Source organism: Streptomyces sp. 17_S59, from assembly GCF_056930295.1.
The window spans coordinates 3666865-3683071 of record NZ_JBXOWD010000001.1 but is presented as its reverse complement, the minus strand read 5'-3'; the positions used below and the strand labels follow the sequence as shown (position 1 = coordinate 3683071).

Below are 16207 nucleotides of genomic sequence, written 5' to 3'. Positions count from 1 at the left end.
GGGCCACCGGGGGCGAACAGACGCACGGAACGCAGGAGTTCGGGAAGAAGCGGGGGTAGGGAAGTGAGCGGAAGGAACTGCGGCGCCGGGGCGCCAGGAGGTGTCCGGTGGGCCGGCCATCCTCTGGCCGGACGTGCCGTGCGGGGCGCCGCGGCGGTGCTGGCGGCCGGGCTGCTGGCCGTGGCCGGACCGATGGCGCAGCCCGGCGCGTACACCACCGTGGCGGCGGCCGCTGGCTCCGAACAGCCGGTCGATCCCATCGAGATGGCCATCGCGGTGGACGAGTCGGCCAGCCTGAGCGACGCGGACGTGGCGCGCGAGCAGGACGCCGCCGCGCGCATAGCCGAGAGCGAGATATCCACCCGCTCCCGGCTCACGGTGCTCGGCTTCGGCGACGCCGAGAAGAGCGGGCAGCACCCGGTCGACGAGGTGTGCGCCCCGCAGACGCTCGACGCGGTGGCCCGCGACCGGATCGGCGACTGCCTCCGCAAGCTCGCCCGGCGCCGCCCGGACCAGGGCGCCGGAACGGACTTCCCCTCTGCCATCCGGCAGGCGGTGGACCGGATCGGCCAGGCCCCCTCCGGCACGCCCCGGATCCTCTTCCTGCTCACCGACGGCAAGCTCGACGTCGCCGACAGCATCTCGTACGGCGCCGGACCCGGCGTCGACCCCCGCACCGTCCAGCAGAACGGCGAGCGGCAGCTGGCGGTGGAGCTGGCCAAGGCCAGGGACGCCGGAGTGCAGATCTGGCCGCTCGGCTTCGGCGACGACCCGGACCTGGACCAGCTGAAGTCCATGGCCGCGGGCGGCTACCAGGGCGCCTGCGTCAATCTGCCGCAGGCCCGGCCGCGGGCCGTCAAGGTGGCCGCCAAGGCGCTGGGCAACGCCCTCCAGGACGCCTTCGCCACCGCCCGCTGCCTGATCCACAACGACTCGCAGACCACCTCCTCGCCGGGCGACGTGACGCTGCGCATCTCCCAACTGGCCACCCTGGCCAGCATCGTGGTCTCCAAGGGCGACGCCAAGGTCACCGCCACCTACTACGACCCGCGGGGCGAGAAGGTCGACCCGAACCACAACGCCGACGGCTCGACGTTCCAGCTCTCCGGCGCCGGACAGGAAGTGGAGTCGCTCCAGATCACCAACCCCCGGCCCGGCGACTGGAAGGTGCACCTGGACGCTCCCCCGGAGCACCGCTCCGAGCTGGCCACCGTCGGCGTCCAGTGGCGCGGCGCGCTGCACTCCTCCATCACCATGAGCCCCACGTCGCCGCGGGCCGGCGAACGCGCCGTCGTCGCCCTGCGGTTGCAGACGCGCGACGACCAGCCGGTCACCGACGCCCGCGACCTGGCGAGGCTGGACGTCTCCGCCCAGCTGACCGGCGACGGCTTCGACGCCCGGCCGATCTCCCTCCACGACGACGGCCGGGACGGGGACGCGAAGGCGCACGACGGGGAGTTCACCGGCAGCGTGCAGATCCCCGGCTCCGCCAAGGGCACGCTCCAGGTGGCCGGGGTGCTCGCCGCGATCGGGCTCACCGCCGACCACCGGCCCTTCCCCACCCAGGTCGCCGTGCCCAACCCCGACGTGCGCGCCGGGCTCGAGGTACGGGACGCGACCGTCCACCCCGGCGGCTCCCTGCCCGTCGTCGTGAAGGCGGTCAACACCTCCTCCACCGCCCGCACGCTGCGCCTCGACGTGGCCGACGCCGCGCCCGGCGACCTCACCGTCTCGCCGTCCCGGATCGACCTCGCGCCCGGCGACTCCACGACCGTGCGGGGCACCCTCCGTGTCGGCCCCGGCGGCCCGCGCTCGCTGGCCGGAAAGGTGCAGGTCACCGACGCGACCAAGGACGGCCAGGTGCTCGACGCCAGGCTGGTCGCCGTGAAGGTGGTGCCGGTGCCCGGCCTGCTCTCGCGGGTCTGGCACGACTGGTGGGGGGCGATCGTGCCGGGCGCGATCGCGCTCGGCTGCCTGGCGGCGTACGCGGTCTGGGCCCTGCGCGACCGGAAGCGGCGCGGCGACCCCGGCGGGCTGGTGCTCAGGCTGCTGATCCCGGACGGCGCCGGGCTGCGGGAGGGCAACCCGCTGACCGTCGGCCCGGGCGGGGCCGTCCCGTACCGCTTCGACGTGGCCGACGAGACCACCGACTGGCCCCGGCTCGAACCCCGGCCCACCACCGGCCGCTACCACCTCCGGCGCGACCGCCGCGACGGCGGCGCCCTGCTGCGGGTGCCCGGCGGCGCCGAGGAGAAGGTGCCGGTCGGCGGCACGGTCCCGGTGCCGGAGAGCAGGGCGGAGCTGCGGATCGAGCGGGGCTCCGGCGGCGGGCGGCGCGACCGCGCCCGCCTGCGCGGCCTCACCGCCCTGCTGCGCCCCAAGGCCAAGAGCACCGGAACCTCCTCCGGCGGCCCCGCGCAGCCCGGCCCCGGCCACCCGGACCGCCCGCCGGAGGAAGGGACGGCCTGGCCCCCGAGCGGAACCCCCGCCGCTCCCCCGCCCTACCACCCCGACCTCTGACCGCACCCCATAGAGCCCGAACCACACGACCCGGGTGCCGTCCGGCACCCGGCAAGGGGGACGACGACGATGAAAATCTTCCAGCCGATGCTCTTCGTCGGCCTGGGCGGCACCGGCGGCCTCGTCGGTGCCGAACTCGAACGCCGGCTCCGCGCCGAGCTGTGCGGTCCCGACGGAACCGCGCTCATCGGCGCCGGCACCGGCGGCCGGAGGCTGCGCCACCAGCTGCCCACCTGCCTGCAGTTCGTGTACGCCGACTTCAGCGAGGCCGAACTCAACCAGCTCCCGCACCTGAGCGCCGAGGACCGCACGGTGCGCCGGGCCTACGCCCGCACCGCCCGGGCCACCCACGACCTGCTGCCCGCCGGCTACCGCAGCTCCCCCGAGGTGACCCGGATGCTGCGCGCCGTGCTCCGCGAGGAGACGGCCGGCTGGTTGCCGCCCTACGAGGGCGAGCCCAAGGTCGCGCCGCTGCACAGCGGCGCGGGCCAACTGCCCACCGTGGGGCGGGCCGCGCTGTTCGGCAGCCTGCGCAGCGGGATCGCCCCGGTGGCGGGACCGCTGATCCAGGCGATCGAGGAGATCAGCAAGTCCGGCGGCGAGCTGGAGGAGCTGGGCGGCGGGCCGATCCGCGGCTGCGACGTCTTCGTCGCCTTCTCCGTCGCGGGCGGCACCGGGGCCGGGATCTTCCTCGACTACCTGCACCTGATCGGCCAGGCGTTCAAGCAGAAGAACTTCGAGGGCGCCCGGATCTATCCGCTGGTCGTCATGCCGTCGGCGTTCCCCCCGGAGAACGGGGGCGGCCGCGCCGCCGAACTGAACGCGGCGCGCGCCGTCGTGGACCTGTTCCGGCTCGTCGACGAGCAGAACGTGCCGGACGTCGAGGCGGACCTCGGCGACTCCGGGCAGCTCGCCGCGCTGCGCATCCGCTACCCCGAGATGCACCCGGTCCGGCTGCCCACCGGCATGGTGCCCACCGCGTTCCTGTTCAGCCGCACCTCCGGCATACGCCCGAACGACCTGCGGCGCTCCATCGCCTCCCTGGTGATGTCGCTGACCGGCACCGAACTCGGCGACGGGCCGGGCCACGCCGACGACGACTACCAGACCTTCGCGTCCAACTTCATCAACCGGGGCGTCACCCGCCGCATGCGGGCCGCCAGCGGCATCGGCCACCAGGGCGTCTCGACGAGCCTGGTCGCCTCCATGACCGCCCCGCTGGACGAACTCGCCGAGCTGGTCTCCGCCCGGATGCTCGCCCAGGCCGTGCCGCGGCTGCTGGACCGCTCGGTGCCCGGCTCGGCGGGGACCGCCCCGCTGGTGAGCCGGCTGTTCACGAGCGCCGGTCTCGGCGAGCTGTGGCGCCGGGAGCCCCTGAAGTCGCCGGACCCGCCGGCCGTCCTCCCCCGGGGCGGCCCCGACATCGAACAGGCGCTGCGCGACCGCGTGGAGGCGATGCAGCGGCTCCTGACCGACCTGGAACAGCACGCCGCCCGCCGGACGCTCGCGATGGCCGAGGCGTTCGCGCCGCGCACCGCCGCCGAGCAGATGCTGCGCGAGACCGACCTGTTCCGGCTGGAGGCCGTCGTCCGGGGCGCGCCGGGCGACTCCGACCCGGTGGCCGCCCTGGGCTTCCTCGGCATGCTGGAGAACCGGCGCCGGGAGCCCGCCCGGCCGCCCGGCGTCTCCGTCCAGCCGCCCCCCGTGCCCCGGATCCGCGGCCGGCTCGCCGGCCTCTCCCGGCCGCGCTGGGGGGACGACGACGTGGCCGCCGCCCTGGAGGAGCAGAACCGCTGGTACCAGTGGCGGGCCCGGGACGTCTGGCACCGGGCGTGGAACGAGCAGGAGCCGCGCTGGCGGCAGGCCGCCGACGACCTGCGCAACGACATGTCCCTGCTCGTGGAGGCCTGCCGGGCCTTCCTCGACGAGCAGCGCGGCTCGTACGCGGCCCAGGTGCGGGAGCTGTACGACGACCGCACCGGCGTCTCCTACTTCCTGCCCCCGCAGGCCAGCCTCGACCACTTCTACGAGGACCTGGCGGAGCGTCTGACCGACAGCGAGGGCCTGCGCCCCAACGACCACGAGGACGCGCTGCTGCTGCACCTGATCGACGCGGACCGCTGGCAGGCCGCCTTCGCCGCCGGTCGCCGCTCCCCGGCGGCAACCGTCGACCGGCTCAAGGGAGTTCTCAAGCAGCGCGTCGAGAAGGCCTTCGCCGAGCGGGGCCGCGACCAGCGCGCCAGGCCCCTGATGCCCAGCCTGGGCACCCTGCTCTCGGCGGCCGCGGGCGACGCCAAGGCCGCCGAGCAGGTCAGCCAGGGCGCCCTGCGCCAGTTCGGCTACAAGCTGGCCGGGCTGCTCCCCGCCGGATTCACGCCCGAGGGCAACGGCCCGCTGAAGGTGCTCATCACCTACCCCAGCGCGCACAGCAAGGAGGCCGCCGAGAACTACCTCAAGGGCGCCATCCACCTGCCGGCCGCGCGCCACCGCACCGTCGAGTGCCGGGCCGTGGACACCGACTCCATCAGCGTCGTCCTCTTCCGCAGCGAGATGAGCCTCACCGAGGTGCCCGAGGCGCGCCATGTGCTGCGCCAGTGGGCCCGCGCCCAGCAGGACCCGAGCCCCGACGACATGCTCCGCTGGCGGCAGCGCCTCGGCTGCCGGGACGACTGGCTGGCCAGCACCGAGGAGGACCGCAAGCACATCCTGCACCGCCTGCTGTGCGCCATGTGGAACGGCCAGGTCGACTACCAGGGGGACCTCGCGTCGCCCCACCGGGTCCGTATCCGCCTCCACGACGAGGCGGGCCCCCGGACGCCCGCCATGACGCTCCGCCTGGACGCCCACCGCGGCGGGATCTCCAGCTGGGCCGGGCTGCTGCGCGCCTACGAACGCTGGGCGCTGCTGGACGAGTCCACGGGCGACACCATCGTCGAGGACTACTGCCGCGAGCTGATGAAGGTCCTCCCGGAGGGCCTCTCCGCCTCCGGCAGCCGACCCTCGCCGCTGTACGCCGCCTTCGTCGGCGAGGTGGCGCCCCGCCAGCTCGCCCTGCTCGACGAGCACGAGCGCCACTACGGCGACAACGCCGAATGGCTGCGCCCCCTGCGGCAGTTCTGGGCCGAGACCCTCCCGGACGCCCTGGACGTCCCCTTCCCCGAGGGGCGGCCCGCGGTCCGGCCGACGCTGCGGCTGCTGGAGGAGTGGGTGAGCCGGACGGACGGGCCCGTGCCGCCGGGGAGCGGGAAGGCGCCGCCCGCGGGGGCGCCGGGCACCGGACCGGAGCACGGCGGCCGGCGGCCCCACGGGCCGGCGGGGGCGTGGCCGGGCGACGGGCACGGCGAACCGGTGTGGCAGGCGGGGAGTCCCGGGGCCTGGGCCCGGGCCGGCGGGGTCGCCCCGGCGCCGGAGCGGCCGTACGGAGAGCCCGCCCGGCCGCGGCCGGCCGAGGAGCCCTGGCCCCCGCCCCCGGTCGCGGGCCGCCCGGAGGCGCCGCAGCGCCCCGCCGGGACCGCACGGCCCGCCGCCGCGCCGGACGCCCCGAAGACGGCACCCTGGAACGGCTTCTCCCCGGGCCCCGACTCCCCAGGCCCCGGCGGTGGTTCGCCGCCCGGGCCGCCCGAGCCGGAGTGGCCGGTGACCGGCGGCGGCCGGGCCACGCCCCCGGACGCCCCGGCCGCGCCCACGGCCGGGCGCGCCGCCGCCGCGTACGACGGCTCCATGGCCCCGCCCTACGCGCCCTATCCGGACGAGCCGCCGCCGGACGACGGCTGGCCCGGGGACGAGTCCTCGGTCCCGTGGGGGCTGTCCGACAGCGACGGCCGGGCCGACCCGGACGACGGCCCGTACGCCGCGGACGGCCGGGACGACGCGGGCGGGACCCGCACGGCGCGGGACGGAGGCCGGGAGTGACCCGAGTGGTGAACGCCGCGGGCCGCACGGACGAACCCTTCGTCGTGGCACTGGACTTCCGCTCGCCGCACGAGCGCCCCGACGGCCCGGACCGGCTGCGCGAGTCCGTCGCCGCCCGGCTGCGCCGGGAAGGCGCCGCGGAGCCGGAGCACCCCCGCTTCCTCATCGTGGACACGCCCGCCGGGCTGAGCGGGCACGCGGCCGCGTACGAACTGGTCATGGGCTATCCGGCCGACGTCCCGGTCCGGGTGGTCTGCCTGGCCGTGGGCGACCTGCCGGACGACCCCGGGGAGCCCGGGGCGGGGCGGCTGCGGCTGGCGTCGGCGCTGCGCTCCTCGGGCGTCGGGGTGCTCTGGGCCGCCGACCCGCTGGCCGCCCCGGACCCGGCGGCCGCCGGCGAGGAGGAGCGCGCCGCCGCGCTCGCCGCCCTGGTCGAGCTGCTGCGCACCCCCGAGCTGTACGACCGGGTGCTGGCGGGCCTGTGCCGGTCCCCCGCGGCCACGGCCGCCCCGGCCCTGCGGGTGCTGGAGCACGACCTGTCGGCCGGGGCCCGGGAGCGGGCCTGGGACGGCGCCCTGGCCCGGTTCGCGGGCGAGCCCCGGGAACCGGCCGCCCCCGCCCCGGCGGACGTGCGGCCCCGGGACCTGCCCGGGCGGCTCGCGGAACTGGCCGAGGGCGGGCCGCTGCCGGCCGGGGAACGGCTGCGGATCCCCAGCGGCCCGGCCGACCGGGCGCACCGGGCCTGCGCGCAGCCGCTGGGCGAGGCGGAGCGGGCCCGCTCGGAGCTGGCCGCGCCGCGCGGGCTGTGCCTCGGGCGGCCGGTGGCGGAGCGGCTGACCCGGGCGGTCGGGGACGCGGCCGCGGCGCTGGGCCGCTACCGCGCCCTGGTCGCCGGGGCGCTGCGGGACAGCGGCGCCCTCGGCACCCCGCCCGGGGAGGCCGCGCTGCGGCTGCGCGACGCCGGGATCGCGCCGCCGTCCGCCGGGGAGCGGCCGCCCGCGCGGCCGGCGGAGGAGGAACTGGGCCGGTTCACCGTGCAGATGCTGGACGGTGGCCTGGATCTGCGGACCGCCGCCGATCGGCTCACCGCGCTGGCGGAGCAGGTCGCCCCGCTGCCGGCCGGCGGGCGGCTGCGGGAGCTGGAGCAGCGCTGCCCGGAGGGGCTGCCCGGGGCGGTGCGGACCGGGCACCCCTTCCGGTTCGCCGGGACCGGGCCCGGATCGCTCGTCCCGGTGGCCGTGCTCGCCCTCCTCGGCGTCCTGTGGCCCTGGCCCGGCACCCTGCTCGTCCTGCTGCCGCTCGCCGTGCTGTCCGGCGGGCACCTGCTGGCCGCCCGCGCCCGCCCGGGGCGGGGGGCGGGCGGTCCGGCGCTCCTGGCGGGCGGCGCCCAGACGGCGGCCGCGGCCGCGGGCGCGGCGGGCGGCCTGCTCGCGGGCCGGTTCCTGGACGTGCCGGCGTGGGCCGCGCTCGCCGGGACGCTGCTGGCCCTGCTGCTCAGTGTCGCCCTGCTCGCCGTGCGGTGGGTCCGGGCCGTGGACGACTGGTGGGACGGCAGCGGCGCCGCCGCCCTCGGCGCCGGACTGGCCGGTGCCGACCATGTGCTCGCCGACGCCGTGCGCCAGCAGTGGTGGGCCGCCGCCGAGCGCACCCGCTGCGCCGACGGCGCGCGCGCCCTGGCGGGTGCCCTGCGCGCCGCCGTCGGCGGCCCCGGGGAGCCGGACGGCCACCCGTGGGACACCACGGGCCCGGACCACGGCGAGGAGGAGTGGCCGGACGACGGCTGGCACGACGACGGCTGGCCCCGGGACGGGACGCGGGAGGAGGGTCTGAAGCCCGGCGGCCGGCCGGACGGGCCGGTCGGCCCCCCGGCCCCTGCCGCTGAGGACCCCGCCCCGCCCTGGCTCGACCGGGGCACCGGCGACGGCGGCCCGGACCTGCTGCCCACCCTGGTGGCCGACCTCGCGGACGCCACCGTCGACGCGCTGCGCCGCCACTGGGGCGAGCACGCGGCCCCCGCCGCCGACGGGCCCGCCGCCACGCCCGAGCAGGCCGTCCGGCAGGCCATCGCCACGGCCCACCGGCACGTGAGCCGCTACGGCGTGGTGCCGGGGCCGCCGTACGCCAGGCCGGACCGGCGGCGTGGCGATCCGATGTCCCTGCTCGGCATGGGACGGCAGCGGCTGCGGGAGGCGCTCGTCCCCGAGCTGGCCGGGCGGCGGCTCCAACCGCTGTGCTCCCCGGCCCAGTCGGCGCTGCTCAGCAGGGACCCGGACGCCGCGCGGCTGATCCGGTTCGCCCCCGAGGCCGTCCGCCCGGTCCTAGTGCCGGACGACGGCCAGCCGCTGGACGACGGCGCGGCGGACGCGGCGTGGACGGCCTCCGGCAGGTTCGTCGGCGCCCTGAGACTCACCCCGCTGCGGACGGGGACGGTGGAGACGGTGTGGGGCCGGGCCCGCGGCCCGGAGGACGGCAGTGGGGGATCCACATGGTGAACGACCATCAGCGGACGCGCAACGGAGCGGAGCAGTGGCCCCCGCTCGCCGTGGAAGCCGTCCCGCCCGAGGCGCCGGCGGCGGAGGACGAGGGGGAAGAGGGGTCGGACGAGCTGTCCTTCGTCTCCCCGCAGGGCACCCTGCACCGCGTCCGGGCCCGCTTCGAGCCGGACCTGACGCGCGCGGTGCGCCCGCCCACGGTGGCCCGCACGGTCCACCTGAGCGGCGGCCGGAAGGGCTTCCAGGTGCGGCTGCCCGCCGCCGAGGCGGGCAGCCGCACCGCGTACGGCCTGCTGGAGGCGGAGACGGCCGCCGCGCTCGCCCTGCACCGCGCCTACTCGGGCACCCGCTTCCGGGGGCTCTTCCCGACGCCCGTCGGCCACGACATGAACGCGGCCGAGCCGTTCGTCCTGTACGCCGCCCCCCGGGGCCGGCCCGTGTCCTCGCTCGCCCACGGCGTCTCCACCAGCGAACAGCAGGTCATCGAGCGGGACCTGGTGCTGGCGGTGCGGCTGATGGAGGCCGTGGGGCTGGTCCACCGGGGCATCGTGCCCGCCGCCGTCCGCTGGGACCAGCGGCACGGCGTCCAGCTGTGGGACCTCGGCTCCGCCGCCCGGACCGGCAGCCCCCGCACCCCGTACGGCGTGCCCCCTTACGCCTCGCCCGAACAGCGCGCCGGGGCGGGCGACACCGACGCCCGGGACGCCCTGTGGAGCGTGGGCCAGGTGCTGCACCAGCTGGTCACCGGACGGCCCGGAAACCCGGACGGCCCGGCGCCCGACCTCGCCCGGCACCGCTCCCTCGCCCACTCCCTCGCCCCGGTCTTCGCCCCGCGCGCCGCCGACCGGCCCACTGCGGCCCGGCTCCTCGACCTGCTCATGCCGGACGCGGGCACGGAGTTCCTCGCCGCCGACCGCTCCGACCCGATGCAGCCCTACCGCCGGGAGTTCGACGAGGCGCTGGCCCGCAAGCACGCCTCGCTGCGCCGCTCCGCGGGACCGCCCGCGCCCCCGCCGCCCCCGCTCCCGCCGGCCGGCGTCGAGCAGCCGCCCACGACCCGCAGGGCCCGCACGTGGTTCCACGGAGGAGGGAACCACCGGTGACCACCGCGCCCCCCGAGCCCGGCCGGACCGTCCCCGACCGGGAGATGCTCTGCCCGTTCTGCCTGGAACTCGTCTCCTACGACGAGCGGCAGCTGTTCGTCCGGGACGACAAGCAGCAGTACTCGGCCCTCGACATCGGCCGCCAGAGCAACGCCCTGCGCCGCTCCGACACCCTCCGCTCCGCCTACCAGCGCTGCCCCAACACCGACGGGGTGCCGCCGCACTACATCCCCGTCCCCTACCTCACCCACGGGAGCCCGCTCACGGTCGCCATGGTCGGCGACTCCGCCACCGGCAAGACCCACCTCCTCACCCAGATGATCAGCGAGATCCACGACGGCGGCCTGGAGCGGTACGGCGTCACCTGGCAGTCCGTCAACCCGCAGGACCACCGGACGTTCATGACGGAACGCGTCGAGCCGCTGCGCGCCGGGCAGATGCTGGAGCACACCGCGCCCACCGGCTTCGCGTCCTTCGTCGAGGCCCTGCTGCTCACCGGGCCGGACGGCACCACCCGGCCGGTGGCCTTCTTCGACCTCGGCGGGGAGGACCTCAAGCGCACGGACGCCCTGCTGCGGTTCATGCTCGGCGTCGACGCGCTGCTCTTCGTCGTCGACCCGCTGCGCGCCCTGCCGCTGCCCTACCTGGACCCGCTGCGCCGCGGCGCCGACCTCAGCCACACCCGGGGCGGCGACCCGGCGTTCCAGACCGTGCTGGACCGGCTGCCGCGCACCGGGCAGTACCACGGAGTGGCCGCCGGGGTGGTCGTCAACAAGTGCGACCTGCTGCGCTTCGAGCCGCCGGTCGACCGGTGGCTCGCCGAGCCGCCGCCCGCGCGCGTCTCCGCCGCCCGGTTCCGCGAGGAGAGCCGCGACGTGTACGCGTTCCTGCGCCACCACGCCGGCCCGGCCTGGGTCCGGCCGTTCGAGAGCGTGCTGCGCTGCACCCTGCACTTCGCCTCGGCCACCGGCAGCCAGGACCGCGACGGCGCCTTCGTGCACGGCACCACCCCGCGCCGGGTGCTCGAACCGCTCGTCTCGGTGCTGTCCATGTGCGGGGCCCTCGGGTCCGGCGGGCCCGACGGGCCGACCGCGGTGGGGATGTGAGCGGATGACGTACAACGGTGCGCAGCACGAGCGGCGCGCGCCCGAGGCCGCGGTCCAGCACGTGGTCTTCCGCTGGGCGGGCAACCGGAGCGGGCTGGGCGCGGGCATCTCGGCGGTCGCCCGGTCCTGCGAGGAGCGCCTGGCCCACGAGATGGCCGCCGAACTCGGCTCGATCCTGCGGGTCAGCGGAGGGGAGCAGCGGACCAGCACCGTCCGGCTGGTGTGGCGGGGACGGGTGGTGCTGCTGCGCCGCACCCCGGGCGAGGACCGGCACCACAGGGGCAGCACGGTCTGCCACGCCCTCGTCGGCTCGCCGGACCAGCTCGGGCACAAGTTCTGCCTCGCCCTCGGCGCCCTGCCCTGGGCCGAGGAGGGCTGGGCCGGACGGGCTGCGGGCCGGATCCCCGCGATCCCCTACCAGTGGCTCCGCGGCCGCGCGGACGCGGCCGAACGCGGGCTGGCCTCGGCCATGGAGCCGGTCGCCGGGCCGCTGGAATGCCTGGTGGCCCAGCTGCTGCGCACCCCGTCCGGCCGCGTCTCGGCGCGCTCGGCGGAACTCCCCGCGCTGCCGCCCGCCGCCGCCGGGTCCGGCGGGCCGCCCGACCCGGCGCTGGTCGTCCTGCTCGGCCTGTGCGGCGTCTTCGGCGAGTGGCTGCAGGGCGACTGGACGTACGCCACGTACGACACGGTGGACTCCCACCCCCTGCGCGTGGTCTTCGTCCCCTCCTGGCGCGCCTCGCACGAGGAGGACGTCCGGCTGCGCCGCATCGACCTCACCGACCCCGGCACGGACCGCGCCGCGGGCCTCGCCCGTGCGCTCGTGGACCACTTCCTGGCCCACGTCGAGGCCGCGGGGACGACGCTCAAGTACCGCCGCCCGCTGCGCGAACCGTCCATGCCGCCCGGGGAGTTGACCGACGAGGAGCGCTACGACGAGGTCGCGTGGGCCCTGGACGGCCGCCCGCCGCGGGCACGGCCCCGGCCTGTTCCGGCAGAGGTCACGCCCGTCGAACTGCCTGCCGGTTCGCCTGCCGACCTCCCTCCCGACTCGCCTCCCGACCTGCCTCCCGACTTGCCCGCCGACCCGCCGGGGCTCCCGAGTGAACTCCCCGACGACAGCGGGCCGTTCAATGCCTTCCGGCCGCCCGAGGACGTCCCGGACGAGGCCGGCCACACCACCGTCCCGCCGCCGGACACGCCGCCACCGCCCACCGTTCCGCCGCCACCGCCCACCTCACCCATGACCACCGCTCTCCCCGCCCTCCCCGGACCGCCGTGGACCGAGGAGCCTCCCGACGTGCAGCCGCGCTGGGCGGGCGCCTGGGAGGCTCCGGGCAGGGCGCCGGCCGCCGTGGATCTGCGCTTCGAGCAGGATCACGCCTTGCCGGTGGACATCCTCGGGCGGAGGCCGACCCTCTCGACCAAGCGGCTCGGAAAGCGGCGCCCCCGGCACAGCTACGACGGCCACGCGCTCGAACGGTTGATCAACGACCTCCGCCAGGCGGCCGGCAGCGACTACCCCCGGCCCGAACTCAGGCGGAAGGTCGGGGAAGAACTGGCCAGGGCCAGTGACAACACCCTGCTGCTCATCCTTCAGAATCGTCTGCCGTACGCCGCCCTGAACCTGGTGCTGGAGACACTGATCGGCCTCCAGCGCACGGACGGCGAAGTCGAGGCGCTGGCCGAGCGGTTGGTGCAGCTCAAGTTCATGCCGACTCCGTTCCCGGAGGACGAGTCACTGCGCGACCTCCACATCGAGCGCTCGGTCAAGCTGGGCTGCTGGCTCTTCCACTGGCTGAGCGAGCCGCTGGCCAGGGGACGGCTGGCCGCCGAGGTGGCGGCGCTGCTGAGACAGCTCGCGGCCTCCCGGGACGACAGGGAACGGGAATTGCTGAGAGTGCTTCTCATCTACGCCGAGCCCGCCCAGCTGCCCGAACTGCCCGGTCCGGTGTGGCAGGCGGTGGCCCGGGGCCTGTACGAACGGGACCGGTAGCCGCGGAGGGTGCCCGGCGGACGCGACCGAGCCTATCCGGCCGTCGCCGCCGCGCTCAGCCCGCTGTTCGGACAAACAAAGGGCGTCCCGGCACGATCCAGGGCGCCGCCAGGGAAGGGATCCGGCCTCATCCCGGTACGGACCAATAGCCCCGGACCACCTCGGGGACCGGACCGAACGGTCCTGCTCAACGGCCGTGCACCGCATTGGTTCAGTCATTCGATCGTTTCCGGACCGTTGCCGGATCCGGCTCCTTGTGGCAGGGGTGCGGCCGACCGGACGATCGGTCCCCGTCGGCCGCACGGACCTGCCGTGCGGCCCCTCCGAGGAGGATCCTGTGAGCGATCGACTCAGTCTTGCCCCTGATTCCGCACGGCAGTTGGCGACCACCACCAAGACCACCCCGCAGATGCGCGGCATCACGCCGCGCTACGTGCTGCGCGCCCTGCCCTGGGTCGACGTCGAGTCCGGCGTCTACCGCGTCAACCGCCGCCGGACGTTCATCATCGGCGACGACCGGATCAGCTGCTACAGCGAGGGCGGCGCTCACCACGTCGTGGCCGAGGACCTGCGCGAACTGTCCTTCCTCCGCGACGCGGACGGGGCGCTGCTCAGCGAGCTGGCGGGCGCGTTCACCGAGGTGCCCTTCGAGGCCGGCCAGGTGATCGCCGACGAGGGCGGCACCTGCGACAAGCTGTGGGTGATCGTCGTCGGCCGCGCCGAGAAGCGGGTCACCGGGCGGTACGGCGAGGACGCGCTGCTCGAGGTGATCGGGGACGGGCAGTTCTTCTGTCCGGACTCCTGGACCCGATGTCAGCCCTTGCCGTTCCGCGTCAAGGCGCTCACCTCCGGCGTCGCCCTGACCGTCGAGCGCTCCGCCCTGGACGCGCTGGCCGGGCGGGACGCGGGCCTCCGGGCCGCGCTGGACGCCCACATCGCCGGGAACGGGCCGGCGCCCGGCTCCGAGGTGCCGGTGGACCTCGCCGCCGGGCACGTCGGCGAGCCCGAACTCCCGGGCACCTACGTGGAGTACGAGGACACGCCGCGCGAGTACCACATGAGCCTCGCCCAGACCGTCCTCCGCGTGCACACCCGCGTCTCCGACCTCTACAACGCACCCATGGACCAGACCAAGGTCCAGGCCGACCTCACGATCCAGGCGCTGCGCGAGCGCCAGGAGTCGCTGGTCCTCAACCACCCCGAGTTCGGTTTACTCAACAACGTCGCCCCCGGCCAGCGCGTGCAGACCCGCACCGGCGCACCCACCCCCGACGACCTCGACGAGCTGCTCTCCCGCGTGTGGAAGCAGCCCGGCTACTTCGTCGCGCACCCGAAGGCCATCGCCGCCTTCGGCCGCGAGTGCACCCGCCGGGGCGTGCCGCCGGTGGTCGACACCCGGTTCGGCAGCCCGCTGATCACCTGGCGCGGCGTGCCGCTGCTCCCCTCCGACAAGATCGGCTTCTCGGGGCAGGGCGGGGCAGGGGTCACCCAGATCCTGCTGATGCGGGTCGGCGAGGCCGAGCAGGGCGTGATCGGGCTGCGCCCGGCGGGCGTGCCGGACGAGGTGGAACCCGGCCTGTCCATGCGGAACATGGGCACGGACCGCAAGGCCATCACCTCGTACCTGCTGACGGCGTACTTCAACGCCGCCGTGCTGGTCGAGGACGCCCTCGCCGTCCTGGAGAACGTCGAGGTGTCCAAGTTCCATGACTACGCCTGACGTGACTGCGCCCGACGTGACTGCGTCTGGCGTCCGTCCGTACGAGCGCCAGGTCCCCGACACCCGCTCGTACGAGCAGCCCGCCACCACGGCGCCGCAGTCCACCCCGCCGCGGGGCGCGGGCTTCGACCCCGAGGCGGCCCGGCGGGACGTCCCCGTCCTGCACCGGACCGTCAACGGCCACCCGCTCGTCTGGCTGGACAACGGCGCCACCACCCAGAAGCCCCGCCAGGTCGTCGAGGCGCTCGGCACCTACTACAGCGCGGCCAACTCCAACATCCACCGCGGCGCGCACACCATGGCCCGCGAGGCGACGGACGCGTACGAGGCGGGACGGGCGAAGGTCGCCGAGTTCCTGGGGGCCGAGTCGCCCGACAGCATCGTCTTCACGCGCGGCACCACGGAGGCGATCAACCTCGTGGCCCAGACCTGGGGCCGGGCCAACCTCGGCCCCGGGGACGAGATCCTGGTGCCGGTGCTGGAGCACCACTCGGACATCGTGCCCTGGCAGATGATCGCGAAGGAGAAGCGCGCCCGGGTGGTGCCGGTGCCGCTCATGCCGGACGGCAGCATCGACCAGCACGCCTTCGCCGACCTGCTGTCCTTCCGCACCCAGCTCGTCGCGATCAGCCATGCCTCGAACGTGCTGGGCACCGTGCCGCCCGTCAAGGAGATGGCGGCGCTGGCCCACCGCTACGGGGCGCGGGTGCTGGTGGACGGGGCGCAGGCGGTGGCCCACTTCCCCGTCGACGTACAGGAACTGGGCGCGGACTTCTATGTGTTCTCCGGACACAAGCTGTTCGCCCCCACGGGCATCGGCGCGCTCTACGGGAAGCCGGAGGTGCTGGCGGGCATGCCGCCCTACCAGGGCGGCGGCAACATGATCGACCAAGTCACCTTCGAGGGCAGCACGTTCGCCCCCGTGCCCCACCGCTTCGAGGCGGGCACCGGGCACATATCCGGGGTGATCGGGCTGCTCACCGCCATCGACTGGCTGACCGGCTTCGACCGGAACGCGGTCGCCGCCTACGAGCAGGGACTGCTGGCCCACGCCGAGCAGGCCCTGGCCACGGTGCCGGGGCTGGAGATCCTGGGCTCCGCGCCGGGGAAGATCGCGGTGCTCACCTTCACCCTGGCCGGCCACGACCCGGTGGAGGTCGCCCGGTCGCTCGACGCGGAGGGCATCGCCATCCGGGCCGGCCACCACTGCGCCCAGCCGTCGCTGCACCACTACGGGCTGGACAGCGCGGCACGGGCGTCCCTGGCGCTCTACAACACGCCGGAGGACGTGGACCGGCTGGTGGGGTCGCTGCTGCGACTGCAGGGGAGCAGCGGCTGACCGGCTCGTGAGCCGGGCCGTA

Annotated in this window: 8 protein-coding genes; all 8 read left to right on the top strand. The window is 75.9% G+C overall.

Annotation, left to right across the window (positions count from 1 at the left end; genetic code table 11):
- Positions 1-138: 138 nt before the first annotated feature.
- The 8 genes from AC1Z4A_RS16395 (at position 139) to AC1Z4A_RS16360 (ending at position 16185) form a co-directional block, all read left to right on the top strand.
- The gene (locus AC1Z4A_RS16395) at positions 139-2520 is read left to right on the top strand and encodes a vWA domain-containing protein (RefSeq protein ID WP_483679649.1); all 2382 of its coding nucleotides are present in this window, start codon (positions 139-141) and stop codon (positions 2518-2520) included.
- Positions 2521-2589: 69 nt separating this feature from the next.
- Positions 2590-6432, top strand: a complete 3843-nt coding sequence (locus tag AC1Z4A_RS16390; protein WP_483679647.1) for a tubulin-like doman-containing protein — start codon at positions 2590-2592, stop codon at positions 6430-6432.
- A complete protein-coding gene (locus AC1Z4A_RS16385) occupies positions 6429-8924 on the top strand; it encodes a hypothetical protein (protein WP_483679645.1) in 2496 nt (831 codons plus the stop codon). Before AC1Z4A_RS16390 ends, AC1Z4A_RS16385 begins: the two co-directional genes overlap by 4 nt.
- Complete coding sequence (locus tag AC1Z4A_RS16380) at positions 8918-10027, top strand: protein kinase family protein (RefSeq protein WP_483679644.1); 1110 nt, start codon at positions 8918-8920, stop codon at positions 10025-10027. The genes AC1Z4A_RS16385 and AC1Z4A_RS16380 overlap by 7 nt, the downstream gene beginning before the upstream one ends.
- Positions 10024-11133 carry a hypothetical protein gene (locus AC1Z4A_RS16375; protein ID WP_483679641.1) on the top strand — a complete coding sequence of 370 codons (1110 nt, stop codon included), beginning with the start codon at positions 10024-10026 and terminating at the stop codon, positions 11131-11133. The genes AC1Z4A_RS16380 and AC1Z4A_RS16375 overlap by 4 nt, the downstream gene beginning before the upstream one ends.
- Positions 11134-11137: 4 nt before the next feature.
- Complete coding sequence (locus AC1Z4A_RS16370) at positions 11138-13126, top strand: hypothetical protein (RefSeq protein WP_483679639.1); 1989 nt, start codon at positions 11138-11140, stop codon at positions 13124-13126.
- A gap of 337 nt (positions 13127-13463) precedes the next feature.
- Complete coding sequence (locus tag AC1Z4A_RS16365) at positions 13464-14846, top strand: family 2B encapsulin nanocompartment shell protein (protein WP_483679636.1); 1383 nt, start codon at positions 13464-13466, stop codon at positions 14844-14846.
- Positions 14833-16185, top strand: a complete 1353-nt coding sequence (locus tag AC1Z4A_RS16360) for a SufS family cysteine desulfurase (protein WP_483679635.1) — start codon at positions 14833-14835, stop codon at positions 16183-16185. The genes AC1Z4A_RS16365 and AC1Z4A_RS16360 overlap by 14 nt, the downstream gene beginning before the upstream one ends.
- Positions 16186-16207: the final 22 nt, after the last annotated feature.